This is a genomic window from Methanobacterium alcaliphilum (assembly GCF_023227715.1).
Classification (GTDB): Archaea; Methanobacteriota; Methanobacteria; order Methanobacteriales; family Methanobacteriaceae; genus Methanobacterium_E; species Methanobacterium_E alcaliphilum.
Map to the genome: position 1 here is coordinate 81,576 of NZ_JALKIF010000011.1, position 16,273 is coordinate 97,848.

General features: G+C 32.2%; 19 protein-coding genes. 7 read left to right on the forward strand and 12 right to left on the reverse strand.

The window, feature by feature from the left end:
• Positions 1–148: 148 nt before the first annotated feature.
• The gene (locus tag MXE27_RS09070; RefSeq protein ID WP_248612109.1) at positions 149–1,117 is read right to left on the reverse strand and encodes a ketopantoate reductase family protein; all 969 of its coding nucleotides are present in this window, start codon (positions 1,115–1,117) and stop codon (positions 149–151) included.
• A gap of 204 nt (positions 1,118–1,321) precedes the next feature.
• Here MXE27_RS09070 and MXE27_RS11940 point away from each other — a divergent pair, with 204 nt between their 5' ends.
• From MXE27_RS11940 to MXE27_RS09080, 3 genes are all read left to right on the forward strand, one after another.
• Complete coding sequence (locus MXE27_RS11940) at positions 1,322–1,456, forward strand: hypothetical protein (RefSeq protein WP_282731597.1); 135 nt, start codon at positions 1,322–1,324, stop codon at positions 1,454–1,456.
• A 133-nt stretch (positions 1,457–1,589) separates the two neighbouring features.
• Positions 1,590–2,975: a sensor histidine kinase gene (locus MXE27_RS09075; protein WP_248612110.1), complete on the forward strand. Its 1,386-nt coding sequence runs from the start codon at positions 1,590–1,592 to the stop codon at positions 2,973–2,975.
• 132 nt (positions 2,976–3,107) lie between these two features.
• Entirely contained in the window at positions 3,108–3,683 is a 576-nt protein-coding gene (locus MXE27_RS09080; protein ID WP_248612111.1) for a class I SAM-dependent methyltransferase, read from the forward strand.
• Between the two features lie 11 nt (positions 3,684–3,694).
• Here the strand turns inward: MXE27_RS09080 and MXE27_RS09085 are convergent, their stop codons facing one another.
• From MXE27_RS09085 to MXE27_RS09100, 5 genes are all read right to left on the reverse strand, one after another.
• Entirely contained in the window at positions 3,695–4,516 is an 822-nt protein-coding gene (locus MXE27_RS09085) for a HEAT repeat domain-containing protein (RefSeq protein WP_248612112.1), read from the reverse strand.
• 26 nt (positions 4,517–4,542) lie between these two features.
• Positions 4,543–4,776 carry a hypothetical protein gene (locus tag MXE27_RS09090; RefSeq protein ID WP_248612113.1) on the reverse strand — a complete coding sequence of 78 codons (234 nt, stop codon included), beginning with the start codon at positions 4,774–4,776 and terminating at the stop codon, positions 4,543–4,545.
• 95 nt (positions 4,777–4,871) lie between these two features.
• A complete protein-coding gene (locus MXE27_RS09095; protein ID WP_248612114.1) occupies positions 4,872–5,090 on the reverse strand; it encodes a hypothetical protein in 219 nt (72 codons plus the stop codon).
• Positions 5,091–5,225, reverse strand: coding sequence for a hypothetical protein (locus tag MXE27_RS11945; RefSeq protein ID WP_282731602.1), 135 nt, complete (start codon positions 5,223–5,225; stop codon positions 5,091–5,093).
• Positions 5,226–5,245: 20 nt separating this feature from the next.
• On the reverse strand, positions 5,246–5,884 hold the full coding sequence (locus MXE27_RS09100; RefSeq protein ID WP_248612115.1) for an SGNH/GDSL hydrolase family protein: 639 nt from the start codon (positions 5,882–5,884) through the stop codon (positions 5,246–5,248).
• A gap of 200 nt (positions 5,885–6,084) precedes the next feature.
• Here MXE27_RS09100 and msrB point away from each other — a divergent pair, with 200 nt between their 5' ends.
• From msrB to MXE27_RS09115, 3 genes are read left to right on the forward strand one after another with little or no spacing between them, the layout of a single operon-like run.
• Complete coding sequence (msrB, locus tag MXE27_RS09105; protein ID WP_248612116.1) at positions 6,085–6,555, forward strand: peptide-methionine (R)-S-oxide reductase MsrB; 471 nt, start codon at positions 6,085–6,087, stop codon at positions 6,553–6,555.
• A 23-nt stretch (positions 6,556–6,578) separates the two neighbouring features.
• Positions 6,579–7,748 (forward strand): Nre family DNA repair protein, encoded by a 1,170-nt coding sequence (locus tag MXE27_RS09110; RefSeq protein WP_248612117.1) that lies wholly within the window; start codon positions 6,579–6,581, stop codon positions 7,746–7,748.
• A 25-nt stretch (positions 7,749–7,773) separates the two neighbouring features.
• Entirely contained in the window at positions 7,774–8,754 is a 981-nt protein-coding gene (locus MXE27_RS09115; RefSeq protein ID WP_248612118.1) for a DegT/DnrJ/EryC1/StrS family aminotransferase, read from the forward strand.
• 20 nt (positions 8,755–8,774) lie between these two features.
• On the opposite strand, the gene cgi121 is transcribed toward MXE27_RS09115, so the two are convergent.
• The 5 genes from cgi121 to MXE27_RS09140 all read right to left on the reverse strand — a co-directional run bounded on the left by cgi121 (position 8,775) and on the right by MXE27_RS09140 (position 14,105).
• Positions 8,775–9,290 carry a KEOPS complex subunit Cgi121 gene (gene cgi121 / locus MXE27_RS09120; RefSeq protein WP_248612119.1) on the reverse strand — a complete coding sequence of 172 codons (516 nt, stop codon included), beginning with the start codon at positions 9,288–9,290 and terminating at the stop codon, positions 8,775–8,777.
• Between the two features lie 67 nt (positions 9,291–9,357).
• Complete coding sequence (locus tag MXE27_RS09125; protein WP_342766003.1) at positions 9,358–10,854, reverse strand: (R)-citramalate synthase; 1,497 nt, start codon at positions 10,852–10,854, stop codon at positions 9,358–9,360.
• Positions 10,855–10,939: 85 nt separating this feature from the next.
• Entirely contained in the window at positions 10,940–11,965 is a 1,026-nt protein-coding gene (locus tag MXE27_RS09130; RefSeq protein WP_248612121.1) for a TIGR01177 family methyltransferase, read from the reverse strand.
• Positions 11,950–13,128: a geranylgeranyl reductase family protein gene (locus tag MXE27_RS09135; protein ID WP_248612122.1), complete on the reverse strand. Its 1,179-nt coding sequence runs from the start codon at positions 13,126–13,128 to the stop codon at positions 11,950–11,952. Before MXE27_RS09135 ends, MXE27_RS09130 begins: the two co-directional genes overlap by 16 nt.
• A 203-nt stretch (positions 13,129–13,331) precedes the next feature.
• Positions 13,332–14,105, reverse strand: coding sequence for a PH domain-containing protein (locus MXE27_RS09140; protein ID WP_248612123.1), 774 nt, complete (start codon positions 14,103–14,105; stop codon positions 13,332–13,334).
• Positions 14,106–14,263: 158 nt separating this feature from the next.
• Between MXE27_RS09140 and MXE27_RS09145 the strand changes: the two genes are divergently transcribed.
• On the forward strand, positions 14,264–14,989 hold the full coding sequence (locus MXE27_RS09145) for a UPF0280 family protein (RefSeq protein WP_248612124.1): 726 nt from the start codon (positions 14,264–14,266) through the stop codon (positions 14,987–14,989).
• 391 nt (positions 14,990–15,380) lie between these two features.
• On the opposite strand, the gene MXE27_RS09150 is transcribed toward MXE27_RS09145, so the two are convergent.
• Positions 15,381–16,196 carry a PsbP-related protein gene (locus MXE27_RS09150; RefSeq protein ID WP_248612125.1) on the reverse strand — a complete coding sequence of 272 codons (816 nt, stop codon included), beginning with the start codon at positions 16,194–16,196 and terminating at the stop codon, positions 15,381–15,383.
• Between the last annotated feature and the right edge of the window lie 77 nt (positions 16,197–16,273).

Sequence of the window (16,273 nt, forward strand, 5' to 3'; positions counted from 1 at the left end):
AAAAACTTTTAAAAAAAAAAGTTTATTAAATTTTTATTTTTTATCCCTAATTAAAACATGAAGTTCTGCAGAAGGTTTGAATACCATTCAATTATTAAGAGATTTATTCATTTTCCATCAAAAACCATTGCAAATGAATAGTTAATATTTAATGGGTCCTGTCTTGAATAATTGAATACAATTTCTCACTCAAAGGACTTTTAATACCATATTGTGCACTTAATCGAATTACTGTTCCCCCAAAAAGATCACCTTCATTTTTTGATCCCTTTAATTGCACATCTTTATGATAAGAGGTAGTGGTATCATAGGGGAAATTATTCCCCTTTTCTAATGATTCCGTGATGATATTATTATGTAATTTTACTCCTTCTAATTCAGCAAGAGTTAAAATTTCCCTCATTACATCCCTAACCAAATCTTTTAATTCACTATTTTCCATTATTTCTCCTAAAGTTTTATCATATGCCGTAGAAACCAATCCAAATGATGTAATGAAAATATATTTTTCCCAAATGGCTGGAAACACATCAGCCTGATATTCATTATTAATTTTTAGATATTTGAAAAGATCTAATAATATATCCATATCAAAATCAGGATTTTCCGGATCATCCCCTACTATTATCTTTCCATCCCCTCCACTTTGAACAATTACCCCTGGTTTTTCAATATGGGTTCCTACATATACACAAGCAGGCAGTATTATCCCTTTAGAGATTTTTTCCCTTATTCTGCGGTATATATCAACTCCGTTTAATAATGGAAGTATGATTGTGTTTTCATCAATATTTTGAGAAATTTCATTAACTGATTTATTAAGATCATATTCTTTGACGCAGAGTAAAATTAAATCAGGACTTTGCAATTTTTTAAAATCATCACCCGCATATTGGGGATGCACAGTTATCTCTTTTTGGAGTGTTTTTAAAATCAAACCATTCTCTTTAATTTTTTTTAAATGTTCTCCTCGAGCTATGAAACCTATTTCTAAAGATTTATCCATTTTTTTTGCAAGATTATGTGCCATAGTACCTCCAAAAAATCCACCAACACCACCAACACCATATATGCAAATCTTATTTATTTGAGAACCTATTTTCTGATTTTTAGTCATAGAACATCCCCATGAAATTAAAAATATATTAATTCATCTTTATGTTTTTTATATTATTAACTTAAAGCATTTCAAACAGTTTTTTAGACTTAAATAATTAGTTTTCATATTATTAACTTTGCCTTGAAAAAAACTTACCTCTGAAAAAAACACCAATTATTAATATTTTTAAATATAGATAATTTATAGATTGAGGGGATAAAAATGGGTGAAAAAAAAGAATCTGAAGAAGACCCTGAAATAGACCCAAACGATTCTAATCTTAAAATAGATCGGATTATGGGTGAAAATAATTCTATATCCCGTATTATTTTTGATTTAAATTACTTTAGACTCTGAAAATGAAATTTTTGAATATATTGGTAAAAAAATAAAAGATATATTAACAAAATCTTACATTCTACTTTCAATCTATGATGAATCTTTAAAAAGTTTAAAAGTTCACAGTATTTACGGAAGTAACCCTAAATTAATGGCACTTAGTGAAAAAATTGCTGGTGTGAAAATAGATGAATTTTATACTCCTATTACGAAATTTGATCCAGAAACTCGAACTTTTCTCTCAAGTGGCAAACTGCATGAAATAGATGAAGGGATTTATTATATAACTGCCGGTAAAATTCCACAAAGAACTTGTCAGATACTAGAGAAAACATTTGGAATAAAAAAAACATATGTTATGGGTTTTTCCTGGCAGGGCGAGATGTTTGGAAGTGCCAATATACTTACTAAGACTAAATATGATAATGAAAAACTTAGATATGTTGAAACTTTTTTAAATGTTGCTTCTGTATTGCTTCAAAGAAGAAAAGCAGAAAAAGAACTCGAAGATAGAGAAAAATTACTTAGTTTAGTTACAAATAACATGCTCAACTTAGTAGGCCATGTTAACCAGGAAGGAATATTTCAATATATAAGCCCTTCAGTAAAGAGTGTGCTGGGTTATGAAGTTGAAGATGTTTTAGGGAAAAATGTATTCGATTTTATACAAAAAACACATCCAGATGATGTGGAAAAAGTAATGAGCACATTTATTGAATCCAATCTTTCATATACTCCAGGTAGTGTTCAGCACCGTTTCAAATGTGCTGATGGCCATTATGTGTGGATGGAATCTTTAGGAAATCCTCTTTTTGATGAACAAAAAAATTATGATGGGGTTGTGTTTAGCATGACTGACATCAGTTCTATTAAATCTGCCGAAGAAAAATATAAAACATCTCTAAAAGAGAAAGAACTGGTTCTAAGAGAACTTCATCACAGGGTAAAAAATAATATGCAGATCATATCCAGCCTTCTGAATCTACAGGCAAAATCCTTAAAAGATAAAAGAGATATTGAAATTTTTAAAAGCAGCCAAAGCAGGGTTAAATCAATGGCCATTATTCATGAAAAATTATATGATTCTCCAGATTTTGCCCATATTAACTTATTAGACTACATTAAGAGTTTACTCGAGGAACTTTTCGCCGCATATAATTCCCAAGAAAACAAGATTGAATTAAAAATAAATGTGGATAACTTGGTATTGGATATGGAAACAGCTATTCCCCTGGGGCTTTTAATTAATGAACTTGTTAGTAACTCACTTAAATATGCTTTTTCAGATCTTGAAAGTTATGAAAATGCCGAGATATCTATCGAACTTAAAAAAGAAAAATCCAATTATAAATTGGTAGTGAAGGATAATGGAATAGGGCTACCTGAGAATTTCGATTTGAATAAAACAAAAACTCTGGGTATGCAATTAATAAATAATCTTACAAATCAAATTGATGGTGATTTAGAGTTAGATAGATCTATTGGAACAAAATTCACTATTAAATTTAAGGAACAGGGCTATAAAGAAAGAATTTAAACAACTATTTTTAGAAAGTATTAATTAATTAAAATAAATTACTCTAATGATGATTTTTATGAATATAATTCCAGATCAACGTGGCTATTGGGACAGTGTAGCCTCAAAAAAGGATTTTCCCACCCCTTGCAGATGAAAGAATTTGAAAAATACGTTTCTAAGAATATGAATATACTGGATGTGGGTTGTGGTTATGGTCGAACTTTAAATGAACTCCACCACCAGGGGTTTATTAATTTGACAGGTATGGATTTCTCCCAAGGCATGATTGATCGTGGCCTTAAAAACTACCCAGATCTAAATATTTTTAAAAACGACGAAGATACATTACCATTTCCAGAAAATGAATTTGATGCTGTCATCCTTATTGCAGTTTTAACTTGCACTCCCGATTCCCATAAACAAGACCAAATAGTTGAAGAAATCTCAAGAGTTTTAAAAGACGGTGGAATTTTATATATAAATGATTACTCCATTAATACAGATAAACGTAATATTAGTCGATACCAAAAATTCGAAGACAAATATGGAACATATGGAATTTTTGAACTTCCAGAAGGAGCTATATTAAGACATCATACCTCCGAACATGTTTTTAGAATAACTAAAAATTTTAAACAGATAGTTTTCGAAGAAATGATTTATGATACTATGAATGGTAATGAATCCAAGGGATTTTATTATATCGGGCAGTTGAAAAAATTATGATTATTTTTATTTTAAATATAGTTTATCATTGCTAAAGCATTTTTAACAGCTTTTTGTATCTCTGGATGTTCATAGTTCGCCCTATTTTCAATTAATCTGTTTATATCCATTGAAGTGATTCCAATATATCCTAAGCTCCTTACAGATTCCCAGACAATAGGGTCTTCCGGATTTGTTTTTATAATATCAACTAATACTCTAGAAGCTTTTTCACTCCCCTTAAAACCACTTAAACATCTACATACTTTCCACAATGTTACTTCATTTAATGAATCCATATTATGTGTATGGACTAGTTTTAAAATCGAATTTAGTGCTCGATGATCACTTGTTTTTGCAGCAATACCCCCTAAAGCATCCAGTGCTTGTTGTATTTCAAAATCATCACCATCTTCCAGAACATCGATCAAATAAGGCGTGGCAGGGTTTCCAATTTTTACCAGTGTTCTGGCCGCCATGTCTCTAGCTAAAGGGTAACTTTTTTTATTAAAGTATTTTTCAGGTAGTGATTTTTCTTGATTGCTGCCAATTTTACCCAGAAGATTAACCAAATAAGGAACACTACTTTTGCCTATATTTGAAAGAGCTTCAGATATGGCTATGCGAGAATAAAGTGCTTTTTCTTTTTTAAAGGATAAACAGAGCATTTCAATAACAAATTTGTTAGAATGGTTTTTTCCTAAGATAGTAGCAGCAATAGTTCTTTTTTTCGCTTCACTATCATTAAGTAAGATGAGTAATTGATCCGAAGAACAGTTTAAATAGGGTTGGAGATCTTTTTGAGTAATTTCACCTCGTTTTTCCCTATCCTTCTTTTTTTTATCGCTTAACATCTTTTTGATTCCTTGTAAAAATTAAATTAAATTGCTTTTTTAATTCCATCAAAATTAGGACACATACTTCTACATTTGCTGCAAGAATACAAAATATGACCCTTCTTATTAGCCTGCATCGAATGTGTTCGGCAGAGCTTTTGGTTAACAGTAATTCTATCTAATGCTTTTTGAGGACATGAATCAATACATATGCTGCATTTTGGAGAGCAACAAAGATAAGTAACCATTGGATCTTCTTCTAATTCAATATCTACCAAAACGGCCCCTATAAAAATCATGTTGCCATACTTATTATTTACCAGAAGGGTATTTCTTTCTAATGTTCCCAGGCCCGCAAAATACCCGGCATGTCTCAGTGATAAAATTCCCGGCCTTTCATATTTTTTTGATCCCAATATTCATAAGGGTCTTCAGAAGGTATGGGAACACAATATACTTCTTTATTTTCCAGAATAGAACATAAGTTGATTGCAAGAGAATCAACATGATCTGTGAATTCGATTAATGTTGGTGTAAGGAACAGCCGTGCTGGAGAACAGCGAAGTTTTTGGAACTTTTTTAGCGAAAACAATCACAGATTTGCATTCAAGAATATGTCAGTGGGATTATATCCTCCAGGAGCATCTTTGAATCTATCCACACTAGATATACCAGATATATCTGCACCTAAATCAATTAAAATACCTTTAATTTCTTTTGAATTCATAAAACTACCTTAAATATAATTTATAGATTTAAATTTCTAACAAATTCTGCTAATTTATGTCCTAACTTGATGTGTTCCTTCTCATCCAGGTGAATACCATCTAAACTGCTAGAAGTGACTATATGTGCAGCATTAAAAAATTCACAGCCATATTCTTCAGCAACTTGCTGATAATATTCACCTAATTTTTGAGATTTAATTTCAGATTCACTAAATTCTTCAGAAAATCGAGAAATGGGCGGGATAGTTTTAACAGGTGGAGGGGCGATTAAAAGTAGTTGAGGTGGCCTTCCATTTATACCAGATTCACTTTTAAGAATAATGTCTGTCAAAACTCTTAATCCTTGTGAGATTTCGAAAGCAGATAGTGAAAACCTCATTTTCAAATCATTAGTTCCTAAAAATAATATGACTAAATTTAAAGGTTTATGAGTAGATAAACATGGAATTAAATAGTTTTTACCATTTTTATAACCCCCATGCAATGGATCATCCCATACTGTAGTGCGGCCATTTAATCCTTCCTCAATAATATGGTAACCTTCCCCAAGATCATTTCTTATTACTCCGGGCCATCGTTTATCCCTATTAAACCGATCTCCTGTGGCCGGGTTATATCCCCAAGTATTAGAATCACCATAACATAAAATTGTTTTCATAACAACACCCACGAATTTGAATTATTAATCTTCAAAGGGACCATATATTTAAAATTAGATATGGTTTATTAAATACATTTCAGCTAATGTGAAATGATTATTATTTTTTTGATAAGTTTGATAATCTAAGTCCTAATTAAAGAATCATATCGAAACCAAAGAAATTTAATTTAAAGAATTACAAATATTAGTTTAGAATTATGATTTCAAAAAAATCCGAAAATAGCAAAATATTTATTTATTTTGTCAAAACAGGTGAAATAGAACAGGTCGATAAAATATGTAAAAGCGATGAAGAATGGAAAAATATTCTATCAAATAAACAATTTGAAGTATCGCGGAAAAAAGGAACCGAATTAGCTTTTACAGGGAAATACCACGACTATCACAAAGATGGAATTTACCGGTGCGTGTGTTGTGGAACTGATCTTTTTGATTCAAAAACAAAATTCGACTCTGGGACGGGGTGGCCCAGTTTTTGGGATGTTGTAGCTGAAGAAAATATAATAAAAAAAATGGACCATAGTTTATTAATGCTCCGAACAGAAATCTTATGTGCCCGGTGCAATGCTCATTTGGGGCACGTGTTTAAAGATGGTCCAGACCCTACAGGGCTGCGTTACTGTATGAATTCTGCTTCCTTGAGTTTTATTCCTAGAAAAGAGATATAATATATTCTCGGGAGTTTCCAATTATGATAAGAAGTAAAAATGCCTATCTTCAGAAACTCACCGCTAATATGAAAATGCGGTCAGTGAATGTAGGTCAAGAACTGGATGGGAGCACACCACCCTCTGTTTTTATAGGTAGCTGGAACTATCCCCAGGTTTATGCAGGGCCTATGATGGTTCCTCAACAGGGCGATACTTATATAATGGATTCACCAGAATCATGGATTCCCGGACAAAAAACTCAGGAAGACATTATTGGATACCGTTTATCACTGGTACGTGGAAAACAGCGCATTGGTATTCAAGACATTGATAATTCGTTCGTGCAAAAACTTCAAGATATTTCAATGGCATCTAAATCAATTGATAGTGAAGCAAAATTCAATAAACGTCCAAGAGGACTCTCTTTTAGTGAAGAAACCACACCCCATGGACCCAGCGCCATACTGGAAAAGTTTGATATAGATAGTGTTAAATGGGACCGTGAACTGGAAAAAGCGTTTTATGATACTGATTTAAAAGCAAAGGACGCTTTGACTGATTTACATCAAGAGAAAGTTCCATTTTCAAGTATGCAAAAAGCATTCTCTGTAGGTGCTATGGGTACTGAAAAAAGAAGACGTTTGGTGCCTACCCGGTGGTCAATTACAGCTTGCGATAGTACCTTAGCTGATTATTTACTAAAAAGAGTTAGAAATTACAATATATTAGATATGCATAGGGTTTATGAATTTTCCAGCTTAAATAATTATTATGCAGTTATTTTGATCCCTACTGAATGGCAGTATGAATGGATGGAAGCTTTTATACGCGTTTTAGGTAAAGAAGAACTCATATTCTCAGATTATGAAAATAACGGCGGTAAAAAAGAATATTCAAGAGTAGGTGGCTGTTATTACACATGTAAAATGGGTGTCCTAGATGCTCTTGATAAAGAAAAAATACAGGCAGGAGTTATTGTTTTAAGAGAAGCTTATTCTGGTTACGTCCCATTGGGAGTTTTTAATGTGCGTGAAAACATCAAGTATGCTATGGAACAACCTTATACTGAATTTGAAGATCTTAAATCATCTTTAAAATACGTCGGGAGTAAATTAAAAATCCCAATGAGTAAGTTTGTAAAAAAGAGTGATCTTCTAAAAGAAGTTTTAAGATCAAGACAAACAACATTAGATAACTTTTTTAAAAAGTAATGATTAATTAATAGAGTTGATTTTATTGAATCTACAATTTAAAAAGCCCTCTTCAAAAACACAGAAATTAATGAGCAAAACCGCCTTGAACCCCAAAATAGCTCATAGAATTGCCCCAGAAATTACAGTGGCAGAAGAAAATGTGAAAAAAATAACCCAACACAATCATGCTAAAATAGTTAACAGTGGAAATTCTGCCATAATGTCTGTTATGAATTCAATTAACGGCCCCTTTATTTTTCCAGATCAGGGCGCCTGGAGCGGTTTAAAGAAAATTGCAAATTTTTTAAACCAAGAATATAATTTAATCCCCACTGAAAAAGGTTTGATTTATCCAGATCTCCTTGAAGAATATTTAAATACGCAAAAAGTAGTTCCTTCTGCATTATTTCTAACTAGTTTTGCAGGTTACACTGGAGAACAACCTATTAAAGAATTATATGATGTCTGTCACCAAAATGGAATTTTACTAATAGAAGATGCCTCTGGAAGTGTAGGTGATGTTGAGAAAAGATTATGCAATGGTACACACACCGATGTTATAATAGCATCAACTGGTTCTCCGAAAATTGTAAATGTTGGAAACGGAGGTTTTATCTCCACCAATGACCCTCAAATTCTTCAAAAATCCGCTTTTTTATTGAAAATGTTAAGAGCAGACCCCATAACTTGTGCAGGTATGGTTCAAGAAATAAAAAATGCAAGTTCTAGTTTATCCAAAACAATTGAAGCTTGTAATTTTCTTAAAAAAAATATTTTAACGGTTTTTCATAAAGATAAAAGAGGTATTAATGTTATTGTTCCATCTAGAGATCCAAAAACTGATTCTTATAAATTACGGCAATTAATAAATGCAGATGGGAAAAGTATCATAACCAAATGCCCCCTTTATGACCGTGTCCTTGAAAAAGCTGTTTGTATAGAAATTAAAAATTTAGATGCTGCTTGTTTAAACAAAAATACCCTCGTAGAAATAAAAGAGCATGTCCATAACATACTCTTTTAAAGAAGCTTTCATTAATATTTTCATGTATCTAAAATTAAAGTCGTGGATTTTTCCATTAGAATATAGTTCACGTTACCCATTAAACCTATTTCTTCATTTTTTATATTGTATATCTCTTTTAAAATAGATTCATCTGCATCTAAAATACTATCATCCCGTTTGAAAATAGAATTCACTTCACTTACCATATCATTAGAACATCCCACAAAAACTGCGCAGATATCCATAGAACCCTCTTTAAGCCCTAAAATCTTAATAGCTCGAGATATTTGTCGCTGTGCCGAGGTTCTAACACAAATTTCCATTCCTAAATCATTTGCTATATTATTTTTTCTCTTAAATGACAATATAGCATGTATTGTAGCGTGTAAAATATGTTCTTTTCCTGCAACTGCTTTAGCATTTAATAATTGTATTGTACAATCGCTTGAATCCTTTAAAATTGAATTTACTTGATTCAATGTACTCTTTACATTATTAATTTCTGATTTGAATCCCATGATAATAATACGAGGCATATCTTCCTGAATTTTCATGACAACACTTTTAAAGTTATTAAAAAATATTAAATGTTTATAATACGGCATAGGTGCCTACAAAAAATTAAGATTTAATATCTTCCTTTTTATCTGCCAGAAGCCTGTTTACTCCACTCAAGTATGCTTCCACACTGGCCATGATAATATCAGGTTGGGTACTCCTAGCACTGATAACCCTATCTTCATATCTGAGTTTAACAATAACATCAATAAGGGCATCAGTACCTCCAGTGATAGCATCTACGTGATACTCTTCCAATTCAATATCTGCAAAATCAGCAATACTTTTCTTTATTGCCACAATTGCCGCATCGACTGGACCTAAACCTACACCGGCTTCCAAAATATCTTTATCATCTATTTTAAGCTTTACTGATGCCGTAGGTATGACTTTATTACCAGAAACAATGGTTACTTCTTCTAAATCAACCATTTTCTCCTGAACAAATCCTAATACATCCTCAGTTATTGCCTGAAGATCCACATCAGTGACACATTTACCCATATCACCTAATGATTTAACTCTTTCAAAGATCTGCATCAATTGCCCCTGATTTACTTTCAATCCAAGTTCATCGACACGTTTCTGGAGAAGTTTAGTACCAATATGTTTACCCATAACAAATCTTCTCTGATGGCCAACCAATTCAGGAGTTATAGGTTCATAAGTCTCTGCTTTTTTGATAACACCATCTGCATGTATTCCAGACTCATGTGCAAAAGCATTTTCCCCAACTATAGCTTTATTAGGTTGTAAATAAACACCAGTTAACCTCGCAACCATTTTAGAGGTTTCATACAACTGTTGAATATTAATATCTGTTTTTGTTCCATACAATGAATGAAGTGCAACAGCAACTTCTTCTAATGAAGCATTTCCCGCTCTCTCACCAATACCATTTATAGTGGCATGAACTTCACTGGCACCTGCTCTTAAAGCAGATAATGAATTGGCAACAGCAAGACCAAAGTCATTATGACAGTGCACACTTAAAGGCGCACCTAATTTGCTTAATTGACTGTAAAAATCGTGAGATTTCTCAGGAGTGAGCATCCCCACAGTATCACATGCACATATCCGTTTAGCTCCAACCCCAATTCCTTCTTCGAATATTTGAGAAAGATAATCCATATCACTACGTGTAGAATCCTCTGCAGATAATTCAACAATTAATCCATGATCGACTGCATACTGAGTACTTTCAATTGATTGCTGTAGAACCTCTTCTCGAGTTTTTCTAAGTTTATGTTTTAAATGCAAATCAGAAGTAGGAACAACCAGATGTACACTATCCACATCACATTCTAATGCAGCATCTATATCTACCTTTACAGCTCGTGCAAAACTACAGATTTCCGCAGAAAGACCTTCGCTTGTAATTTTTTTAATTCCTTCCCTTTCGCCTTTAGAAGTAATAGCCGATCCAGCCTCAATAATATCCACTCCTAAATTATCCAATTTAAGAGCTATTCTAAGTTTTTCATCAGGAGTTAATGAAACTCCAGGGGTCTGTTCTCCATCCCTAAGCGTAGTATCTAAAAATCTGACTTGCACTGAAATCCCCTTATTTTTTTTTATTAATTAAATTTGATTAAGTTGCATTTGCTTTAAAATCTAAGAAAAATTTAAATAACCCATGTAAATATCAGTCATTTTTTTCCATTATTGAAATGACCCGGGTCAAGCTTTTATGCATTCTTATTTCATGTCTTTCTAATATTTTAAATTTTGTACCTTTAATCAACTCATTAACATCCACATAATGAGGAGTTGCCATGCAAATACGGCCTTTTTCCACCATATTATCACTTACAGATATTAAAAAATCACTGTAAAGTTTTCCACTATCTTCACCAGCAGTAGATGCAGAAATACCGTAAGGTGGATCTGTAACCACAGCGCGAACTTTCTCTTCAAGATCTAAATTACGCGCATCAGATTGAAAAATATGGAAATCACTTATACCACAGTGTTTAAGATTTTCCACAGTACCATTAACCATTTTCTCATCAATATCAGTGCCAATAAGCCTAGCCCCTACTATTCCAGCTTCAATAAGGATTCCACCTGTACCGCAAAACGGATCCATTAAAAGATCCCCTTTTTTAATACGTGAAAGATTGACCATACACCGCGCAAGTTTTGGGCTCATAGAACCGGGGTAAAAAAATGGCCTTTTATGTGGTTTGAGTTCATAAAAATGTTTTTTATTAATCTTAAAACTCCTTTTACCCACCATTACTTTTGAACCAGCTACTAGTATCCTAATAAATGTTAAAGGACTCTCTAAATTGACTTTAACATTATTTGACTGAGATTTGACAATATTTCCCAACTTTTTTTCCGTTTTTAAAGAATCTAATTCAGTTATTGATTCGATTTTTTTTACTCGTACTGCAAAGTCTTTTTCCAGGACACTACTCCAATTAAATGAAGTGAAATCTTTTTCCAAGTTTTCTAAAGTAGTTTCAAAAAGGAGATCGCAAATTTCATGGGCATAGCCCATTCTTTTGCCTAAAATTGATGTAATTTTTGCAGGAGAATCAATAACCATTACTCCCCCCTCATCATACTTTATATCATATTCTATCTCTTCAGCTTCTAAAACTGCTTTTACCTCACCGGAAGGGAGTGTTTCATGTTCTCTTGATAAAATTAGAAATATTTCCATATTTCAGATACCCTCCTGTATAAAACTGATGGTAGAATAGAAAAGATAAGTCCTCGTTTGATGAACTCTTTTATTAAAGCATATTGATCATCCATATCACCATATTCCGAAATCAACTCATCTGCCCCTTTTTCTTTTAATTTTAAGAACATACTATCCAGATCATTATTAGTTAACATTTCAAATGTTTTTTGAACTCTCAACTGATTTTTAAGTTCTTTATCATATTTTTGATGGTATTCTATTTCATATTGATTTAATAAGGATAAGTCCTCATTATCTAGAGCATTAGAAGCTGCTTCACTGGCCATTTTTGCTGCAGCAAATCCGATTATTAAGCCGCCTCCAGTTGTGGGTTTAACCTGAGCAGCTGCATCACCTAAAAGCAGGGATCTTTCTTTTATAATCTTTTTATTAAAATTAGCAATGGGTATGGAACCATGGTGCTTTTTAATTATTTTAAAATTGGTTTCATTATAATGAGATTTAATAAATTTATTCAAAAATATACTTAAATTTGCATAATTATCTCTTCCAAAAAGACCTATGCGGACCTCATTTTCAGATATGGGTATGCACCATATAAAACCTGGTGAAATATACTCATTAACATGTAAATTAACAAATTCTGGTTCGAATATTGATCCCTCAAATTTCAAATTATATTGTGCCGCTTCAAATTTTTTAGATTTAGGATCTAATTGTTTAGATAAAACAGAATTATGTCCTCCGGCATCAACTATAATATCCGCAGATAATTCTTTACCACCATTAGTTCTAACTCTTCCTGATTTTAAATCAACTTCACAAACATTCTGCTGAAGCATTATTTGAGCGCCCTCGGAGATTGCAATCTCAGCCAAATATTGATCATATTTGACACGATCTAAAACAAAAGCTTCTGGTTTTTCTTTTGAAACTTTTAAAATATGATCTGAAGGTGAATGTAAATATGCCCCTTTTACCTTATTAATAATAAATTCATCAGGCAGTATATTGACTTTTTTCACCTTTTTAGCCAGTAACCCGGCACATTGCAAAGGAAGACCTATCTGTTTTTTTCTTTCGAGAACTCCTACATTATAACCCTTTTCAGCCATCTGTCTGGCAAAAGTAGACCCTACTGGTCCTGCACCAACCACCAAAATATCATAATGATTCATTTTTATTCCTTTCCAGACTTAGTATTTAATTAAAAAACTGATAACACTGCAATTTTTATGAATGTGAAACATACCCCTATTTGTTCCCAAAATAGCTATGAAATTTTAATAAAATAGATTTAAATGGTTATAATATAAATTATAAAATATATCTTTTAAGTCTTTTGATAAAGCACGATATAGATTAATAAAAAAGTTTATAGTTATCTGTTTTTTCTTTTAAATTTATCAGAATGTCGTTCCATTATGTGTTTATCTGGTTTTGAAGAATCATTTTGATCATTTGATCCAACTGGAGGTTTAGAATCTTCAAAATCTTCAGGTGTTTCATAATTTTGTCTTCTAGGAACATCATATTCCTCATTATTAACAGAATTCCAATATTCCGGATCACTAAATGAAAATTTTCTTTTAGGTTTTTCAGGTAAAGGCATGGATCTGCGGGGATTGGAAAAAGTAGATTCCATTAGCTGATTAATTTGATATTCTATCTCTTCTGGGTGTGGAACATCTTCTAAAACAATGAGTGTATTTTCATGGCCACTGTATATTTCAATATCTCCTGATGATAAAATTCTCTCCAGAAAACTCTGGTAAATAGCAATATCTTCAATTTTTTCATAGTGCACATATGTTTTTCTGCGGCGAATAACACCTTTTTGAACAACCACCCTATGGTTAGTGAGTAAATACTCCATACTTCGCCATGAGACTAAATTCCATCCTGACCAGAAAAATAGGAGCAACACCAAAAGAACTATTACTGTAACAGTCCATTTTACCAGAGGTAAGTGAGCATAACTCACAAGTTCCATCTGTAATTTAGCTGCAAAACTAACTATAGATCCAAAATACGATATTAATAATAAAGCAATGATTATTTTGATAATTACTGATTTACAATGCAGAAAAATATTGGGCCTAGTTCTCTTTAGAACTCTCTCGCCAGCATATTTTTTTCTATTTCGACTAAACATAGATATCATTACTACTATTATTAAGCTCCTAAATATCTTTTTTGCAAAAACAGTAGGTTTTAATATAAAATAATAAATTTAATATGATGTTTAAGTTCGCCGATAAAAGAATACTTCACTAATTTAAGGTTATATTATTTGAAATTAATATAAAATTGATGAATCAAGAAAAAATCAGAATGGGTGAAACAAGGATAAATTTAATTACCGATCTTGAAAATCACGATATTTCCAAACTAATTTTTAAAGAAAGAATGGTGATTAACGAGTATATTAAAAGAAATCCTGAATTTTTAACTTCATTAGATCCCATTAACATAAATGATGCTCCTATGATTGTGAAAATTATGGGAAAAGCTGCAAGGAAAGCAGAAGTAGGCCCCATGGCTGCAGTGGCCGGTACCATTTCTCAACTTTGTTTAAGTTATCTCTCAGATAACGGATCAAAACACAGCATCATAGATAATGGCGGAGATATTGCTTTAAAAACTTATAAAAAAGTAGTTACAGGCCTTTATGCAGGAAATTCATCACTTTCGGGAGAAATTGGATTTCAGATAAAACCCCAAGATACACCTATGGGAATATGCACCTCCTCAGGGACAGTGGGTCATTCTATTAGTTTTGGTAGGTCAGATGCCGTGACTGTTTTTGCTTCTCACTCCAGTTTAGCTGATGCTCTGGCTACATCAATCGCTAATTATGCTCAGGGAAAAACAGATCACGACGCTGTTCAAAATTCCCTGGATAGGGCAGATAATTTTCGAGAATACTTTAGAGGAGTTATGATAGTTGTTGGAGAACAAGCCGGGAGCATTGGTAAAATTCCACAGCTGGTTAAAACAGATAAAAAAACAGTTTTAGGTGATTTATTTGAAATATGAATCAAAAAATAATATTTAAATGAATTAAATAGCCTCAGATCGCCCATCATTCATCACAGTTCAGAGCTCATAGGGTTCATCACAGGCCATAATCTTATTTTAGAAACAAGGTATAAAAAAGTTTGTGAGAATTATAAAAATTTTAAATTAATAATTATAATCAAACATACTTATCCTGTAGTTATAAATCGAGTATTATGAAGAATAATATTATAAATTAATAAGTTAGCTGCATTTAATGCTTAATAAAAAAGTGGTTTGATTATTTTTTATATTTTAATAGATAATAAACTCTTCCTGCAAGGAAAAAAATTTTAAATGACAATGAATAAAAAAAAAGAAGTTATTGTAGTTAGTTATAACTACAATTTCTATCAAAATTTGAGTTTTCTTATTTTGATTGGAAACTATTTATAATAACATCAAAATAGGCTTTCTGACTATCCAAAGTGTTTCCAAGGTCTGATCCTCGGGCTAAACAAGCTATTATGTAAATTTTGTCTTCTTTTTCCCAATTTATAATTTTATATTGGGATTTATGGCCCTGAGAATTATCTCCTTCAACAATACTTTGTGTTGCTGATACCCCATCCACAGTCACAGTGGTTTTTTGAGTTGTAACACGATTTGTGATTGCGCTGGTGAGGTCATTTACAAGATTATCCTTATTTACATCAGATGATTCACTTAAATAAATAATACCCACTGCTGTTGCTTTGAGGGCATTAGAATCAGCTGCAAATTGAGGATCAAGTATATAAACAGCATTCCCCGTAGAATCACTTTGAGTATCATTTATAACCCATGTTTTTGGGTAATTAAATGAAAATACATTATCACTGTACTGGCTGGTTTCAATTTGAGGTGTGGTCGGGGCGTCTAATTGATTGGATGATAAATTATTAAGAGATTGGAAGGTAAAAACAGATACACCAACCCCAATAATTATAACTAAAGCCGCTACGATTATGATATTTCTACCGTGGACCTTGTAGTAAGAATTATCACGAGTATAAAGATATACTCCAATGACAACACCAATGATACCACTTAAAACAGCGAAAATATAACCCAATACAACCAGTAATCGAGAATTCTTTTTTTTAATTCTCGTGTTTTCATGGTTTTCTTGTGCTAATTGATTGCTGCATTTTTTACAAAATTTTTCATTGTCTTTGTTTTCGGTTCCGCATCTTGGGCAAAGCATATTCTAACACATCACATCATAAAATTTATATTTAGTTAATAAATTTTTTAAATTAGTTATATAAAAAAAATGGGATA